Here is a 15,291-nt window from a genome sequence, read left to right as displayed (position 1 = left end):
GGCGCCAGTCCCTGACGGCGCGTTTGAGCTGCTCGGACGTGGGCTCCGTGCTGAGGAGTTCCAGCCTGCCGTGCCGCGCCATCGTGGAGAACAGCCGGTCGGCGAGAACCGGCTGTTCCCCGTATGCCGGCCGCTCCGCGAAGACGGCCGTCACCCTCGCCTTCGTGCCCGCGCTGCTCGTCCTCCCCTTTCGCCGCGAGCGGGCCGCGCACGCCCAGGCGATGGTGCGTCAGCTCAGCGCGTGGACTCGGGTGCTGCTGCTGTCGAGTCGCGAGCGCTAGTCACTTTGATCGGTTAACTTCCGATCGTGAACATTCCTGTACGAAAGATGGCGGCGTTCGCTCTCCTGGGCGCCGCTCTCGTCGGCTGCGGCGGTGGCGGCACCGCCCGGACCGCCCCGTCCACCGAGCCGGCCGTCACCCGTAGCCCGGCGCCGCGGGCGTCCGCCGCCGCCGGGCCCGCACCGGCGCCCGGACGCACCGAAGGGCGCGCGGCGCCGCCCACCCTGGCCCCGGGACCCGGCGGGCTCACCCCCGTGTACTCCCGCCGGGCGGCGAACACCCCGAAGAGCGCCGAGAAGGTCGTCGCGCTCACCTTCGACGCCGACATGACGGCCGACCAGGGCCCCCGGGCAGCGCGCGGCGAGCGTTTCGACAACCCGCAGCTCATCGCGACCCTGCGCCGCCTCAAGGTGGACGCCACCGTGTTCATGACGGGCCGCTGGGCGGAGGAGTACCCGGACCAGACCAGGTCCATCGGCGGCGACCCGCGCTTCGAGATCGCCAACCACTCCTACAGCCACTACGCCTTCGCGTCCCCCTGCTACGGCCTCCCGACCGTCGCGGGTCCCGACATGGCGGCCGACGTGCAGCGTGCCTTCGACGCCTTCCGGGACGCCGGGGCCGTCAACGTCGTCCCGTACTTCCGCTTCCCCGGCGGCTGCTACGACGACGCCGCCCTGCGCGCGCTCGGCCCCGCCGGGGTGACGGCGGTCCAGTGGGACGTGGTCAGCGGGGACGCCTTCGCCAAGGACCCGGACGCCGTCGCCGAGCAGGTGCTCGACGGGGTGAAGCCCGGCTCGCTCGTCGTCATGCACTGCACACGCAGCGCCGCCCCCGTCACCGAACAGGCGATCCGCCGGATCGTCCCGGAGCTGCGGGCCCGCGGCTACCGCTTCGTGAAGGTCTCGGAGCTGATGGGCGGCCGCTGAGCGGACCCCTTCGACTGCGCCTGTCAGCCCGAGCAGGCCGTGCGCTGGGCCTCCTGCCACTCGCAGACCGGGCAGAGCGTGATCCCCTTGGTCGTCTCCGGGTACTCGGTCGGCTCCTGGCACAGCACACACGAGGCGAACGGTCCCTCGGCCGCCGGTTCGGGCTTCGGGCCGGCGGGCTGAGGGGTGCCGTCGCAGTACGACGTCGACTCGGTCATGCCGTCGAGCGTACTCACTCCGGGCCCGCTCATTCCAGGCGTGCCGTGGCCCGGCAGGCGAGGGCCGCCGTCGCCGCCGCGAGCAGCATCGCGCCGGCGCACGCGAGCCACGGCAGCTGCGCGGTCGCCGTGCGGGACCCGGTGACCAGGGCGGTCAGGGCGTGCTTCGCCGGGGAACCCGTGGTGACGAGGGCAAGGAGCGAGCCGGTGACGAGGGCCGTGACCGACCAGCCGGTGCCCTTGAGGAACGGCCGGGCGGCCAGGGCGCCGACGGCGGCGCCCGTCAGGACGCAGGCCGCCGTCGCGAGAAGCCCGGCGCCCGCGGCGGCGAGCGGACCGACCCCGCGCCGGTTCCCGATCGCGGTCAGACCGAGGACGGCGACCACGCCCAGGAGCCCCGGCAGGGCGGTCCCGGTGAGGAGCGCCGCGAGGTGGACGCGGCTCCGGCCGGCCGCCGCGGCGACCACGTTCCGGGCGGCGGACGGTTCCTGGGTGAGGCAGATCCGTACGCACCAGGCCGTCACCGGAAGCAGACCCGCCGCCGCGAAGCCGAGCGCGCCCAGCACGGGTTCGCCCGCGCGGACGCCGACGGCGAGGAAGGCCGCGTACAGGAGGAGGGGTGCGAGCCAGCGCTGGGAGCGGAGCAGCAGAGCCGACTGGTAGCGCAGGAGCGCCGTCATACCCGTACCGCGCCTTCTTCCGTACTCAGGTGGTGGATGTGCCAGGAGGCGGCGAGGAGCACCGCGAGCAGGGCGTCGGAGTGCGCCGCGTCGACGGTCAGGACGAGGGGGCGCGCGGCGTCGTCCGGGTCCGGGGACTCGGCGGCGGGCGCTCCCGGCAGGCCCTCCGGGAGGGGCTTGCCGCCGGTGGCGGTGATCCGGACCCGAGGGGTCGGCGGCGTTTCCCCCGCCGCTGCCGCCACGGCGCGTACCGCGCCCGACTCCACGGCGTACACCTCGTCCGGCTCCCCCGCGAGGCGGCGCGGGTCGTGTTCGACGAAGACGGCCGTGCCGCCCGCCGCGACCCGTTCCCGGACGGCGCGGTCGAGTGCGGTGCGGGCGGTGGTGTCGAGGCCGGTCCAGGCCTCGTCGAGGACGAGGAGGTCCGGGTCCGCGATCAGGGCCTGGGCGACGGCGACCTTCTGGCTGGTGCCCTTGGAGAGTTCGGTCAGTTCGGTACGGGCGTGCTCGCCGGCCCCGAAGCGCTCCAGCCACTCCGCCGCCCGGGCCCTGGCCGTCGCCCGGCCGAGGCCCTGGACGCGGCCCAGGTGGACCAGGTAGTCGCCGGCCGTGAAGGGCAGGGCGGCGGGGAAGCGCTCGGGGACGTACGCGGTGCGGGGCGGGCGGCCGGTGATCCGGCCCTCGCTCGGGGCGTCGATCCCGGCGACCAGCCGGAGCAGTGTCGACTTGCCGGTGCCGTTGGTGCCGACGACCCGGACGAGGGTGGCGGCGGGCAGGCCGAGGACGGCCCCACGCAGGACCCACGGCCCGCGCGGTCCGTACCGGCGTCCGACCTGCTCCAACCTCACGTATCCGACCTCACATGTCCACCCTCGATCGCCGGACCTCACGTGCCCGATCTCAGGGCATCCTGACCCGGAAGCTCCGCCTCCCACAAGAATCCCCGCCGGGTTCCCCGCCGGTCGTGCGTCCTCCGCGGCGGGTCCGGCCGTCGGGCGGGCGTCACCGCGGCGGGTCCGGCCGTCGGGCGGGCGTCACCGCGGCGGGTCCGGCCGTCGGGCGCGCGTCACCGCGGCGGGTCCGGCCGTCGGGCGCGCGTCACCGCGGTGGCAGACTTGCCCGGGTGAGCAGTGAAGAGACCGACCTCCGCGATGAGAAGCCCCAGTTCGTCCTCCCCCTGGTCGTACGGATCGAGCGCGACGCGCCCCCGTCGCGTACCGACGCCCTGGAGACCGCCGCGCGGGCCGTCCTGGAGATCCTCACCGACGACCGTTCGCTCGACGAGGGCGAGTGGGCGCAGGCCATGACGGACTGGCAGGACGCCCGGATCCGCAAGGTCGTGCGCCGGGCGCGCGGCGCGGAGTGGCGGAAGGCCGGAGCGCTCCCGGGCATCACGGTGACCGGCGAGGAGGCGGAAGTACGGGTCTTCCCGCCGGTGCCGCTCGACGGCTGGCCCAAGGAGCTGGCCAAGCTCCAGGTGTCGGGCACCGACCTCGACGACCCGGCCGCGCCCGGTCCCGTGGCGGACGGGGCCGTGGTGCTCTGGATCAACCCCGGACTCGACATGTCGGCGGGCAAGACGATGGCGCAGGCCGGGCACGGCGCGCAGCTGCTGTGGTGGGCGATGGCCGACACGGACCGGAAGGCCTGGCAGGAGGCGGGCTTCCCGCTCGCCGTGCGCACCGCGACGCCCGAGCACTGGGCCGCGCTCACGGCGGCCGACAGCGGGCTGCCGGTCGTCCGGGACGCCGGGTTCACGGAGATCGCCCCCGGGAAGACGGTCGTCTCCGAGGGAAGCCGTCTCTTCGCTTCTCACCTGCGGCTGCGACAGCCGTAGCAGACTGAGGCCATGACCTCGTCCTCAGCCTTGGGGCGGCGGGTCGGCCAGGCCACGTCCCTGCTGCTCCTGTTCGTGCTGGTGGGGATCGACGCCTGCGGCCGCCGCCCCGGCAAGCGGAAGCTCCGGAAGATCGCCGCGTCGGACGAGGTCCGGCGGAAGCGGGAGCGCGCCGAGCGTGAACTGCGGGCGCGCGCCGAGGAGATCGGCAGGTCCGGGCCGTGGGGTCCGGCCGCGCGCACCACGCTGGTGGACATGTGCACCCGAGGCGGCGGCAGGAACTTCCTCGATCAGAACGCCCCGCGGCAGCCCGCGCTGGACTGCCTGATGCGGCTGCACCTGTACTTCGTCGTGGACCGGTCGGCTCACCACGTACTCCCCAGTGTCGCTCGCGGGGAGCTGCTGTCCTGGGACCCACCCGGCGACGACACGCGGGCGCGGCTCCCGGAACCGCGCCCCCTGCGCAAGGCGGTGCTCAGCACCTGCGTGTCCGATCCCGCCGGCCTCACCCTCGCCGCGCTGCGGAAGCGCCCGGGCACGCTCGTCGTCTGGACGCTGACCACGGGCTATCACACGATCCCTGGCGCCAGGTGAGCCCGGCGACCGGTGCGCGGCCGTGCCCGGCGCGCACCCGGTTCGTGGCCCCGGGGCAGAGCGGCGGCCTCCGGGCACCGAAACCTCAAATGTAGCTCTGAACGTCCCCCTCCCGGGGTTCGGACGTCCCCACCGGGGCCATCACGTGGAGGACTGAGGACCGAAGGAGGGGGACATGGGGGACATGGCGGAACTCGGCATCGGCATCGGCTGGCGGCCCGAGATCGCGGAGGCGGTGGAGGCGCTGCCCGGCGTCGACTGGGTCGAGGTGGTCGCGGAGAACATCTGCGCCGACCACCTGCCCGACTCGCTGACCCGACTGCGGGAGCGCGGCGTGACGGTCGTCCCGCACGGGGTGTCGCTGGGGCTCGGCGGCGCGGACCGGCCGGACCCGGCGCGGCTGGCCGCGCTCGGGGAGAAGGCGGTGGCGCTGGGGGCGCCGCTGGTCACGGAGCACATCGCGTTCGTACGGGCCGGGGGGCCCCTCACCGCGTCGCCGCTCCTCGAAGCGGGCCACCTGCTGCCCGTGCCCCGGACCCGGGACGCGCTCGACGTGCTCTGCGAGAACGTGCGCATCGCGCAGGACGCGCTGCCCGTGCCGCTCGCCCTGGAGAACATCGCCGCCCTGATCGCCTGGCCCGGGGAGGAGCTGACGGAGGGGCGGTTCCTGGCGGAGCTGGTGGAGCGTACGGGGGTACGGCTCCTCATCGACGTCGCCAACCTGCACACCAACCACGTCAACCGCGGCGAGGACCCGGCGAAGGCCCTGTCCGGACTGCCGGGGGAGGCCATCGCGTACGTGCACGTGGCGGGCGGCGTCGAGCGCGACGGCGTCTGGCACGACACCCACGCGCACCCGGTGCCGCGCCCGGTCCTCGACGTCCTCGCGGACCTCGCCTCGCGGGTCTCGCCGCCCGGGGTGCTCCTGGAGCGGGACGACGACTTCCCGCCGGCGGAGGAGCTGGCGGCGGAGCTGACGGTGATCCGGTCGACGGTGGCGCGGGCCCGAAGGGCCGGGACGCCCGTCGGCAGCTCCGTCGCCCCGGCCGCGCCGCTGCTCATCGGCGCGGGCGCCCGGGTGTCGGGCGGACCGATGCCGAGCGCCGCGCCCGCCGCGCCCGCCACGACCGCGGCGGTCGATGTCGCGATCGATGCCGATGTCGCGGTCGCGGCCGATACCGATGTCGCGGCCGATACCGATGTCGCGGCCGATGGCGATGGCGTGGCATCCGAGCTGCCCCGTCCCCGGGCGTCGGACGACGACGCGTCCCCGCCCTCCGCCGGCGCCCGGCAGCGCGTCGGGCTCGCGCAGGCCGCGCTGTTGTCGGCGCTCGTCGCCGGGACGCCCGCGCCCGAGGGCTTCGACAGCCGACGGCTCGGCGTGCAGAGCCGGGCGCTGGCCGCCAAGCGGGCCGGGGTCGTCGCGAAGGTCGCTCCCGAGCTGCCGGAGATCCTCGGCCGCGGCTTCCGGCCCGCGTTCCTCGCGTACGCCAGGTCCCGCCCCATGACCGGCGGCTACCGCCGTGACGCCCTCGACTTCGCCGAGCACCTGCTGCTCGCCGACCGCCCCGAGGACCCGGCCGCCCGACGGCTGCTCACGGAGTGGTGGCAGGACCGTTCCGGCAGCCGCCCGCCCGGCCGCGCCCTCAGGCTCGCCCGGGCCGCCCGCCACGCCCTTGTACGGAGGTGACCGTGAACACCCTGGTCGTCGTCTTCTACCTGGCCGGCGCCGCCGGCATCGCCCTGCTGATCACCCGGGTCGTTCGCGCGCGCGGCGGCACGGGCGGACCCGTCCACGACCGGTACGAGGCGGCCTTCCTGAACGGCGGCCCGGCCCGGGTCGTCGACGCCGCCGTCGCCGCCCTCCAGTCCGACGGTCGGATCGCGATCGGCGGCCCCGGGATCGTCGCGGTCGTCCGGCCCGTCGCGTACGACCCCGTCGAGCGCGCCGTGCTCCAGGAGCACGCGGCGGCCCCGCACGGGGCCCTCCACCACCTGCGGCTCGCCTCCATGCGGCACCCGGCGGTCCAGGAGATCGGTGACGGGCTCGCCGCGCGCGGGCTGATCGTGGAGCCGGCCCGGCAGCGCACCACCGTCGGCTGGTGCCTCGCGCTCGGCCTCACGGCCTTCTTCCTCTTCCCCGTCTCGGTCCTCCTCACGGTCCTCGACCTCGCGACCGCGTCGGAGATGTCGGTGCCGTTCGTCGTGAAGGTGCTGCCCGTCCTGTTCGCCGCCGGGATCACCGCCATCACGTGCGGAGCGCTCTCCGCGAAGCGGGTCACCTCGGCGGGGCAGAGCGCCCTCGACGCGTACGGACGGTCCCGCGGTCACCTCACGGACGCCGGCCATCTCGTGGCGCTGTACGGGCTGCGGGGCCTGCCCGACCAGGTGCTTCGGGAGCAACTCCTCGCCGCCGCCCGGGTGTACGCGCCGCCACGGGGCCGCGGAAGGCGGCCCCGGCCCTCCCGTCACCACTCCTCGGACTACGCGGCCGTCGGTGTGGCCGCCGCGTGGTGCGCGGAGAACAGCTTCTGCGGCGGGGGCGGCTCCTCCTCGGGCGGAGACTCCGGCTCGTGCTCCTCCGGGTCCTGCTCGGGCGGCGGGTCCGGCTGTGGTGGCGGGGGCGGCGGTTCCTGTTCGAGCTCCAGCGGCAGTTCGTGCTCCAGCTCCAGTTCCAGCGGGAGTTCGTGCTCCAGCTCCAGCTCCAGCAGCTGATCACCCGTTCGAGTGGCGGGGCCGTCCGCCCTGTCGTAGAACTCGGACATGGTCTGGGTTCCGCTTCTCCTCGTGGCGTGCGTCGTGGCCGGCATCGGCTGCGCGCGGCTGTGCCGGGCCACCCTCGTGGCGGCCCGGCCCGCGTCCCCCGTCGGGGACGGCTCCGGGGACGACTTCGGCATCGGGGACGACTCCGAGCTCACCGTCCTCGAAGCCGCCTATCTCGCCGGCGGTCCGCTCCGGGTCACCGATCTCACGCTCGTCACGATGCACCGGGAGCGCCGGCTGCTGCTCGCCCACACCGGCTGGGCGACGGTCGTGGACTCCTCGGCCGGCTCCCGGGACGAGTGGGAGAGCGTCGTGCTGGGCGCCATCGGGCCCGCCGGCCAGTCCCCGATCCCCGAGGTCCGCCCGCTGGTGGCCGCCGCCGACTCCGTACGGTCGCTGGCGCAGCGGCTCGTCGACCGGGGGCTCGCCGTGTCCGACGCGGGCCGCCGGGAGATCGCGGCCGGGGTGCGGGCGGTACGGGCCGCCTTCCTGCTCACCCTCGCGCTCGGGACGGCCGCGGCGCTCCTCGTGTCCGGCGCCGAACGGACCCTGGCCGTCGCCGGGTTCGCGCTGCCGCTGCTCGCCTCCGGGCTCTGTCTGCTGATCGGCCGGATCGAGGTGTACCCGTACACCCGCTGGGCGTCCCCCGCCGGGCAGCGGTTGCTCTCGGGCCTCTCCCCCGCCGACCCGCTCACCGCGCTCGCGACGCGCGGCCCCGCCGTCCTGGAGCCCGAGCTCCGCGCGGCCCTCCGGGGACACGCTCCCGTACGCCTCCCGTAGTTCCTTTACTTCGCTCCCTCCCCGCGCCAACGATCTCCTCGTCCCCGCGCGCCCCACGCGCACGCGGTCACGAAGGGAAGCACCGATGCCCTCTCCCGCGCTGTACGGAGCCCTCAGCGCCCTCCTGTTCACCTCCCTCACCACTGTCCCCGCCGTCCCCCTGGCCCGCGCCCACGACGCCCCACCCTCCGAGGCGCGCGGCACCTCGCTCGCCGCCCACCGGGCCGCCGCCGAGGGGATCGCCTTCGGCGCCTGCCAGCCGGCCGAGAAACTGCCGCCGTCCGTCGCATGCGGCACGGTCCGCGTACCGCTCGACTACGCGAACCCCGACGGGCCCCGCATCCCGCTGACCGTCAGCCGCGTCCGGGCCTCGGGGCCCGCCGCCGGCCGCCAGGGCGCGCTCCTCTTCAACCCCGGGGGCCCGGGCGCCTCCTCGACGTACTTCCCGCTGGCCGCCGAGCTCCCGGAGTGGCGGCGGATCTCCGCCGCTTACGACCTCGTGGGCTACGCCCCGCGCGGGGTGGGCCGCTCGGCGCCGGTCTCCTGCCAGGACCCGGCGGACCGGGTGACGGGCCCGAGCCCCGCGCCGAACCGGCCGTCGGAGGTGGACAAGCGGGAGCGGATCGCGCGGGCGAAGGCGTACGCGCAGGGCTGCGCGCGCCGGACGGGCGCCGCCCTGCGCCACTACCACTCGCTCAACAACGCCCGGGACCTGGAGGTCGTCCGGGCGGCGCTCGGCGAACCGCGCCTGACGTATCTGGGCGCCTCGTACGGCACGTACATCGGCGGCCTGTACGCGACGCTCTTCCCGCACCGGGTGCGACGGATGGTCCTAGACGCGCCGGTGGACCCGTCGCCGGGGCGGATCTGGTATCACAACAACCTCGCCCAGTCGGAGGCGTTCGAGGGGCGCTGGGCGGACTTCCGGACGTGGGTGGCGAAGCACGACGCGGTGTACGGGCTCGGTGGCACCGCGCGGGAGGTCGCCGTGAGCTACGAGCGGGTGCGCGCCGAGCTCGCGGAGCGCCCGGCGGGCGGCCGGGTCGGCCCCGGCCAGCTGCACGGCGCGATGCTGGGGACCGGCTACGACGACCGGTTCTGGCCGCTGCGGGCGGGCGCGCTCGCCGCGTATCTGCGGGGCGATCCGGGGCCGCTGATCGCGCAGGCCGCTCCCCCGGAGACGCCGGGGCCCGACGCGGGCAACGGGCGTGCGGTGTACACGGCGGTGGAGTGCAACGACGCGCCCTGGCCGGAGGAGTTCGCCGTCTGGGACCGGGACAACACCCTGCTGGCGGAGCGGGCCCCGTTCGAGACCTGGGACAACGCCTGGATGAACCTGCCGTGCGCGTACTGGAAGGCGCCCCGGCAGCGACCGCTTGACGTGCGGACGGCTCCGGGGGTGCTGCCGCCGGTGCTGATCCTGGCGGCGGAGCGGGACGCGGCGGCCCCGTACGCGGGAGCCCTCGCGATGCAGCGCCGGCTGTCGGGCGCGGCCCTGGTGACCGAGCGGGACGCGGGCACGCACGGTGTCGCGGGCGGACCGAACGCCTGCGTGAACGGCCATCTGGAGCGCTATCTGCTCACGGGTGCGGTGCCGGAGGCGGAAAGGAGCCAGGAGGGGAGTCCGGGAGCGAGCCCTGGAAAGGGCCCGGAAATGACGCCGGTGCGGCGCGCGTCATGCGCGCCGCACCCGGAGCCGGACCCGGTGTCGCTGGACGGGAGGGCAACGAAGACGCCCGCCGTCTGATCTTCCGGGTCAAGGGGTGGCGCGCCCGGCCGGGAGCCGGGCCACCACCGGGTTCGTACGGCCGTGTCAGGCCAGGCCCGCCACCAGGTCGGCGATGCTCTTGCGGCGACCGGTGTAGAACGGGACCTCCTCGCGGACGTGCATCCGGGCCTCGGAGGCACGCAGGTGGCGCATGAGGTCGACGATGCGGTGCAGCTCGTCGGCCTCGAAGGCGAGGATCCACTCGTAGTCGCCGAGCGAGAAGGAGGCGACCGTGTTGGCGCGGACGTCGGGGTAGCCGCGGGCCATCTTGCCGTGGTCGGCGAGCATGCGGCGACGGTCCTCGTCCGGCAGCAGGTACCAGTCGTAGGAGCGCACGAAGGGGTAGACCGAGATGTAGTCGCGCGGGTTCTCGTCGGCCAGGAAGGCCGGGATGTGCGACTTGTTGAACTCGGCGGGGCGGTGCAGCGCCATGTTGGACCAGACCGGCTCCAGGGCGCGGCCGAGCTTGGTGCGGCGGAAGAGGCTGTACGCCTCCTGGAGCTCGTCGCTCGTCTCGGCGTGCCACCAGATCATCACGTCGGCGTCGGCGCGCAGACCGGACAGGTCGTACGTGCCGCGGACGGTGATGTCCTTGGCGGCGAGCTGGTCGAACAGCTCCTGGACCTCGTCGGCGTAGCCGGCGCGGTCTGTGTTCTCAGGGGAGAGAACGTCTCGAAGCTTGAACACAGACCACAGGGTGTAGCGGATGACCTCGTTGAGGTCCTTCGCCTTCTTACCGGCGTTCGGGATCTTTTCGGGCGCACTCATACGCCTATTCTCGCCCGTCACGAGGAGTGCCCCGCACCGGGGTCGGTCCTTTTCGACGTGGCGATGATCTCGTCCCCGAACTCGCCCGCGATCTCGTCGGCCGCTCGGTGGGCCGAGGCGACGCACGCGGGGATGCCGACGCCGTCGTACGCGGCGCCCGCGACGCGCAGTCCGGGCAGGGCGGCGACGGCCTCGCGGACCCGGGCGACCCGGGCGAGATGGCCCACGGGGTACTGGGGCAGGCCGCCGGTCCAGCGGGTGACGGTGGTGGCGACGGGGCGGGCGGAGAGCCCGGTGGCGGCGGCGAGGTCCTTCAGGGAGGCGGCGACGAGGTCGGTGTCCTCGCGGTGGACCTGCTCCTCCTCGCCGTGGCGGCCGACGGAGGTGCGCAGGACGAAGAGGCCGGGGGCGCCGTCGGCGACCCACCGCCACTTCTGGCTGGAGAAGGTGGACGCCTTGATGGTGTGGCCGTCGACGGGCGGCACGAGGAAGCCGGAGCCGTGGAGCGCGGGCAGGTCGGCGCGGCGGAAGGCGAGCGTGATCAGGGCCATGGAGGCGTACGCGATCTCCGCGAGCTCGGCGGAGGCGGCGGGCGCGTGCCCGGCGAGGAGCGCGGCGGCGGGCCCGGCGGGGGTGGCGAGGACGACGGCGTCGGCGGCCAGGACCCGGTCTCCGGCGACGACCTCCCAGCCGGCCGGTCCGGTGCGGCGCAGGGCGGTGACGGGGGTGCGGGTGAGGATTTCGCCACCGGCGGCGCGGATCGCGGCGGCGACGGCGCCTGGCAGGGTGCCGACACCGCCCTCGACGCCGAGGAAGACGGAGCCGCCGAGGCCGGTGGCGGCGCCCGCCGCGTCGGCGGGGACGGCCGCCCCCGCCTGCTGGACGGCGTGGACGGCGGCGGTGAGCGTGGGGTGGCGGCGGGCGGCCTCGAAGAGGGCGGGGACGGCGGCCTTCATCGAGATGCGGTAGGCGTCACCCGCGTAGACGCCGCCGAGGAGCGGTTCGACGAGCCGGTCCACCACCTCGTGGCCCATGCGCTCGGCGACGTACGCGCCGATGGCGACGTCCTCGCCGATCTCGGTCGGGGGCAGCTCGCGGTCGAGGCCGATCCGGCGCACGCCCTCCTCGGAGAGGAGGCCCTCGACCGCGCGGCCGTCGCCGGGGACGCCCATCACATGGCCCTTGGGCATGGGGGTGAGCGCGCCGCGGGACCAGACGGAAGCGGTGGTCGTGGCCGGCGCCTGGAGCCGGTCGCCGAGGCCGACGGCCCGGGCGAGGGCGACGGCCTCGGGGCGGCGGGCGAGCAGCGACTCGGCGCCGAGGTCCACGGGCGCGCCGGCGATCTCCCCGGCGAGGAGCTTGCCGCCGAGGCGCTCGCCCGCTTCGAGGAGGGTCACCCGGTGGCCGGCGGTGGCGAGCCGGTGGGCGGCCGCGAGTCCGGCGATTCCGCCTCCGGCGACGACGACGTGGGGTCCCGTGGTGTCCGCGTTCATGGGACCACTCTCTCAAATCGCCCGTGCGCTCCCGTTCCGAGGCCGGAACGTGACCGCATCGCTACCGCCGGACGGAAACCCGCGTGGCCCGCGCCCACGTCCAAGGAGCACGACTCACCATCATTCCCTGGGGGGAACCATGAACAGAAGCGGGAACAGAAGCGGGAACAGAGCACGCACGGTGTCCCGGGCCCGGACCACGACGCTCGGCGCGCTGCTGACGGCCTCGCTCGTCCTGAGCGGCTGCGGCGCGGGCGGTTCGGCGGACCACGGCACCGACAGCAAGAGCGGCGTGAGCGCGGCGCAGGGCGCGAGGGAGGAGGGCGCCGAAGCCGGCGCCGCGTCCGACGCCGCCGCGGGCAGCGAGAAGCAGCCCACGGAACCGGGCCGGGCCGCGCGGCCGCAGCACGTCATCCGTACCGCCTCGCTCACCGTGGAGGTCGAGGACGCCGCGAAGGCGCTGGTCACGGCCCGCAGGGTCGCGGCCGGCTCGGGTGGGCGGGTGGAGAACGAGACGACGGAGCGGGTCGACGACACGCACGTCACCTCGCACATCGTGCTGCGGGTGCCGCAGGAGCAGTACGACGCGGTCCTCACCGAGCTGGCGGGCACGGGCAAGCTCCTCGCCCGCAAGGCGGACGCCAAGGACGTCACCGAGCAGGTCGTGGACGTGGAGAGCCGGATCGCCACGCAGCGGGCGAGCGTCGCGCGGGTGCGGGCGCTGATGCAGCGGGCGGAGAAGCTGGCCGACGTGGTGACCCTGGAGGGCGAGCTGAGCCGCCGCCAGGCGGACCTGGAGGCGCTGCTCGCCCAGCAGTCCTCGCTGAAGGACCGGACGACGCTGGCGACGATCACCCTCGAACTCACCGAGAAGGAGAAGCCGGGGGTCGACGAGGACGAGGGCCGGCCCGGCTTCGGCGACGCGCTGAGCGGCGGGTGGAACGCGCTGGTGGGCGCGCTCGCCTGGGTCGTGATCGTGCTGGCCGCGCTGGCCCCGTGGCTCGCGGTGGCGCTGGTCGCCTTCGTCGGGTGGCACCGCCTGATTCGCCCGCGCCGCGCGGCGCGCCCGGGCGCGGCTCCGGAGACCCGGCCCCTGCCGGGGGTGAACGCCGCCGGCGTCCCCACGGCTCGCGGGACGGCTTCCGGGCCGACGCCCGGAACAGGCCACGGGACGAGTCCCGAGGCGGCGGCCGAGACCCCGGAGACCCCCGAGAAGTAGTTTCTTCCCATGAGTGAACGACTGGTGGTCATCGGTGGCGACGCGGCGGGCATGTCCGCCGCGTCGCAGGCGCGCAGGCTCAGGTCCGCCGGGGAGCTGGAGATCGTCGCCTTCGAGCGCGGTCACTTCTCCTCGTATTCGGCCTGCGGCATTCCGTACTGGGTCGGTGGGGACGTCACCGCGCGGGGCGAACTGATCGCCCGCTCCCCGGAGGAGCACCGGGCCCGGGACATCGACCTGCGGATGCGCACCGAGGTGACCGCGATCGACGTGCCGGGGCGGCGCGTCCTCTCCCGGGACCTCGACGCGGGTACGGAGGCGTGGACGGACTTCGACAAGCTGGTGATCGCGACCGGGGCCCGGCCGCTGCGTCCGCCGCTGCCGGGGATCGACGCGCCCGGAGTGCACGGCGTGCAGACCCTCGACGACGGGCAGGCGCTGCTCGACTCGCTGGAGCGGACACCGGGCCGGAGGGCGGTCGTGGTCGGCGCCGGCTACATCGGGGTGGAGATGGCCGAGGCTCTCCTCGCCCGGGGGTACGACGTGACGGTCCTGACCCGGGGTGAGCAGCCGATGGCGACGCTCGACCCGGACATGGGCCGGCTGGTGCACCGGGCGATGGACGGCCTGGGGATCACGACAGTCGTCTCGGCGGAGGTGACGAAGATCCTCACCGGCGCGGAAGGCCGGGTGCGGGCGGTGGCGACGGCCGACGCCGAGTACCCGGCGGACGTGGTGGTCCTGGGCACGGGTGTGGTGCCGGAGACCTCGCTCGCGCGGGCGGCGGGGCTGCCGCTGGGCACGTACGGCGGGCTGCTCACCGATCTCGCGATGCGGGTGCGCGGCCACGAGGACATCTGGGCGGGCGGTGACTGCGTGGAGGTCCTGGACCTGGTCTCGGGCCGGGAGCGGTACGTGCCGCTGGGGACGCACGCGAACAAGCACGGCCAGGTCATCGGGGCGAACGTCGGCGGCGACTACGCCACCTTCCCGGGTGTGGTGGGCACGGCGGTGTCGAAGGTGTGCGACCTGGAGATCGCGCGGACGGGCCTGCGGGAGAAGGACGCCCGCGAGGTGGGGCTGCGGTTCGTGACGGTGACCGTGGAGTCGACGAGCCGGGCGGGCTACTACCCGGGGGCCGCGCCGATGACGGTGAAGATGCTGGCTGAGCGGCGTACGGGACGGCTGCTCGGCGTGCAGATCGTGGGGCGCGAGGGCGCGGCCAAGCGCGTGGACATCGCGGCCGTGGCGCTGACGGCGGGGATGACCGTGGAGGCGATGACGGCGCTCGACCTGGGGTACGCGCCGCCGTTCTCGCCGGTGTGGGACCCGGTGCTGATCGCGGCCCGGAAGGCGACGGCGGCCGTTCGGGCGGCGGGATGACCCGAGCGGCACAGTGACGGGTGGTGACGAATTGCGCACCCTTCGTCACCATGAGTGCGTAGTCACATGATCAGACACACCGCGCGGGCGCTCTGCGCCGCCTCTCTCGTCATCGCCCCGCTCGCCCTCTCCGCGGCCCCCGCCCACGCCGCCACGACGTGCACGGTCAACGGTTTTCCCGTGACCGGCACGGTCGTGTCGGGCACCCCTGGCAGCGACGTCATCCGCTGCGCCTCGGTCGCCAACGGCGACCAGGTCAACGGTCTCGGCGGCAGCGACACCATCATCGTCAGCGGCCCGGTCGCCGGTCTGGTGACCGGCGGTCCCGGCGCCGACTACCTCAGCGTTTCCGGCACGATCTCCGGCACGGTTGCCGGGGGTGACGCGGGCGACTACGTCACGGCCGGGACCGTCGCCCCGAGCGGCGCCGTCACGGGCGGGCTCGGGAACGACTACCTGCGGGTCTCCGCCAACGCGGGCGTCGTCGACGGCAGCCTCGGCTTCGACTTCTGCCGGGTGGGCGTCGGCAACGCACCGGTCAACTGCGAGGCCTGAGGCTACGCGGTCCTCGCACGGGC

At 74.9% G+C, this 15,291-nt stretch carries 16 protein-coding genes; 11 read left to right on the top strand and 5 right to left on the bottom strand.

Annotated features, from left to right (window positions below; translation table 11 throughout):
- Nucleotides 1-47: 47 nt before the first annotated feature.
- Nucleotides 48-281, top strand: coding sequence for a hypothetical protein (locus ACWFR1_RS20715; protein WP_453553173.1), 234 nt, complete (start codon nucleotides 48-50; stop codon nucleotides 279-281).
- A 47-nt stretch (nucleotides 282-328) separates the two neighbouring features.
- Nucleotides 329-1,210: a polysaccharide deacetylase family protein gene (locus ACWFR1_RS20710; protein WP_453553236.1), complete on the top strand. Its 882-nt coding sequence runs from the start codon at nucleotides 329-331 to the stop codon at nucleotides 1,208-1,210.
- A gap of 23 nt (nucleotides 1,211-1,233) precedes the next feature.
- Here the strand turns inward: ACWFR1_RS20710 and ACWFR1_RS20705 are convergent, their stop codons facing one another.
- The 3 genes from ACWFR1_RS20705 to ACWFR1_RS20695 are packed head-to-tail and all read right to left on the bottom strand — an operon-like array spanning nucleotide 1,234 to nucleotide 2,956.
- Complete coding sequence (locus ACWFR1_RS20705; RefSeq protein ID WP_453553171.1) at nucleotides 1,234-1,428, bottom strand: hypothetical protein; 195 nt, start codon at nucleotides 1,426-1,428, stop codon at nucleotides 1,234-1,236.
- A 29-nt stretch (nucleotides 1,429-1,457) separates the two neighbouring features.
- A complete protein-coding gene (locus ACWFR1_RS20700) occupies nucleotides 1,458-2,108 on the bottom strand; it encodes an ABC transporter (RefSeq protein ID WP_453553169.1) in 651 nt (216 codons plus the stop codon).
- Nucleotides 2,105-2,956 carry an ABC transporter ATP-binding protein gene (locus ACWFR1_RS20695; protein ID WP_453553167.1) on the bottom strand — a complete coding sequence of 284 codons (852 nt, stop codon included), beginning with the start codon at nucleotides 2,954-2,956 and terminating at the stop codon, nucleotides 2,105-2,107. Before ACWFR1_RS20695 ends, ACWFR1_RS20700 begins: the two co-directional genes overlap by 4 nt.
- Before the next feature lie 275 nt (nucleotides 2,957-3,231).
- On the opposite strand from ACWFR1_RS20695, the gene ACWFR1_RS20690 reads away from it, so the two are divergent.
- The 6 genes from ACWFR1_RS20690 (at nucleotide 3,232) to ACWFR1_RS20665 (ending at nucleotide 9,829) form a co-directional block, all read left to right on the top strand.
- Nucleotides 3,232-3,945 carry a peptidyl-tRNA hydrolase gene (locus ACWFR1_RS20690; protein WP_453553165.1) on the top strand — a complete coding sequence of 238 codons (714 nt, stop codon included), beginning with the start codon at nucleotides 3,232-3,234 and terminating at the stop codon, nucleotides 3,943-3,945.
- Between the two features lie 12 nt (nucleotides 3,946-3,957).
- On the top strand, nucleotides 3,958-4,539 hold the full coding sequence (locus ACWFR1_RS20685) for a hypothetical protein (RefSeq protein ID WP_453553163.1): 582 nt from the start codon (nucleotides 3,958-3,960) through the stop codon (nucleotides 4,537-4,539).
- Between the two features lie 184 nt (nucleotides 4,540-4,723).
- A complete protein-coding gene (locus ACWFR1_RS20680; protein WP_453553234.1) occupies nucleotides 4,724-6,229 on the top strand; it encodes a DUF692 domain-containing protein in 1,506 nt (501 codons plus the stop codon).
- A 2-nt stretch (nucleotides 6,230-6,231) separates the two neighbouring features.
- Nucleotides 6,232-7,254, top strand: coding sequence for a TIGR04222 domain-containing membrane protein (locus ACWFR1_RS20675; RefSeq protein ID WP_453553161.1), 1,023 nt, complete (start codon nucleotides 6,232-6,234; stop codon nucleotides 7,252-7,254).
- A 48-nt stretch (nucleotides 7,255-7,302) separates the two neighbouring features.
- On the top strand, nucleotides 7,303-8,082 hold the full coding sequence (locus tag ACWFR1_RS20670; RefSeq protein WP_453553159.1) for a TIGR04222 domain-containing membrane protein: 780 nt from the start codon (nucleotides 7,303-7,305) through the stop codon (nucleotides 8,080-8,082).
- Between the two features lie 85 nt (nucleotides 8,083-8,167).
- Complete coding sequence (locus ACWFR1_RS20665; RefSeq protein WP_453553157.1) at nucleotides 8,168-9,829, top strand: alpha/beta hydrolase; 1,662 nt, start codon at nucleotides 8,168-8,170, stop codon at nucleotides 9,827-9,829.
- A gap of 66 nt (nucleotides 9,830-9,895) precedes the next feature.
- Here ACWFR1_RS20665 and hemQ read toward each other — a convergent pair whose 3' ends face one another.
- Both hemQ and hemG read right to left on the bottom strand, forming a co-directional pair.
- Nucleotides 9,896-10,618 (bottom strand): hydrogen peroxide-dependent heme synthase, encoded by a 723-nt coding sequence (gene hemQ / locus ACWFR1_RS20660; protein ID WP_453553155.1) that lies wholly within the window; start codon nucleotides 10,616-10,618, stop codon nucleotides 9,896-9,898.
- Nucleotides 10,619-10,635: 17 nt separating this feature from the next.
- A complete protein-coding gene (hemG, locus tag ACWFR1_RS20655) occupies nucleotides 10,636-12,111 on the bottom strand; it encodes a protoporphyrinogen oxidase (RefSeq protein WP_453553153.1) in 1,476 nt (491 codons plus the stop codon).
- Nucleotides 12,112-12,250: 139 nt separating this feature from the next.
- Here hemG and ACWFR1_RS20650 point away from each other — a divergent pair, with 139 nt between their 5' ends.
- The 3 genes from ACWFR1_RS20650 to ACWFR1_RS20640 all read left to right on the top strand — a co-directional run bounded on the left by ACWFR1_RS20650 (nucleotide 12,251) and on the right by ACWFR1_RS20640 (nucleotide 15,268).
- Nucleotides 12,251-13,330 (top strand): DUF4349 domain-containing protein, encoded by a 1,080-nt coding sequence (locus tag ACWFR1_RS20650; protein WP_453553151.1) that lies wholly within the window; start codon nucleotides 12,251-12,253, stop codon nucleotides 13,328-13,330.
- A gap of 9 nt (nucleotides 13,331-13,339) precedes the next feature.
- On the top strand, nucleotides 13,340-14,713 hold the full coding sequence (locus ACWFR1_RS20645) for an FAD-dependent oxidoreductase (protein ID WP_453553149.1): 1,374 nt from the start codon (nucleotides 13,340-13,342) through the stop codon (nucleotides 14,711-14,713).
- Nucleotides 14,714-14,779: 66 nt separating this feature from the next.
- Complete coding sequence (locus ACWFR1_RS20640) at nucleotides 14,780-15,268, top strand: hypothetical protein (RefSeq protein ID WP_453553147.1); 489 nt, start codon at nucleotides 14,780-14,782, stop codon at nucleotides 15,266-15,268.
- The last annotated feature ends 23 nt before the right edge of the window (nucleotides 15,269-15,291 follow it).

It is taken from the genome of Streptomyces sp. NPDC055103, assembly GCF_053607625.1.
Note: the sequence above shows the minus strand (reverse complement) of the source record. Positions and strands in the feature narration are given on the sequence as shown.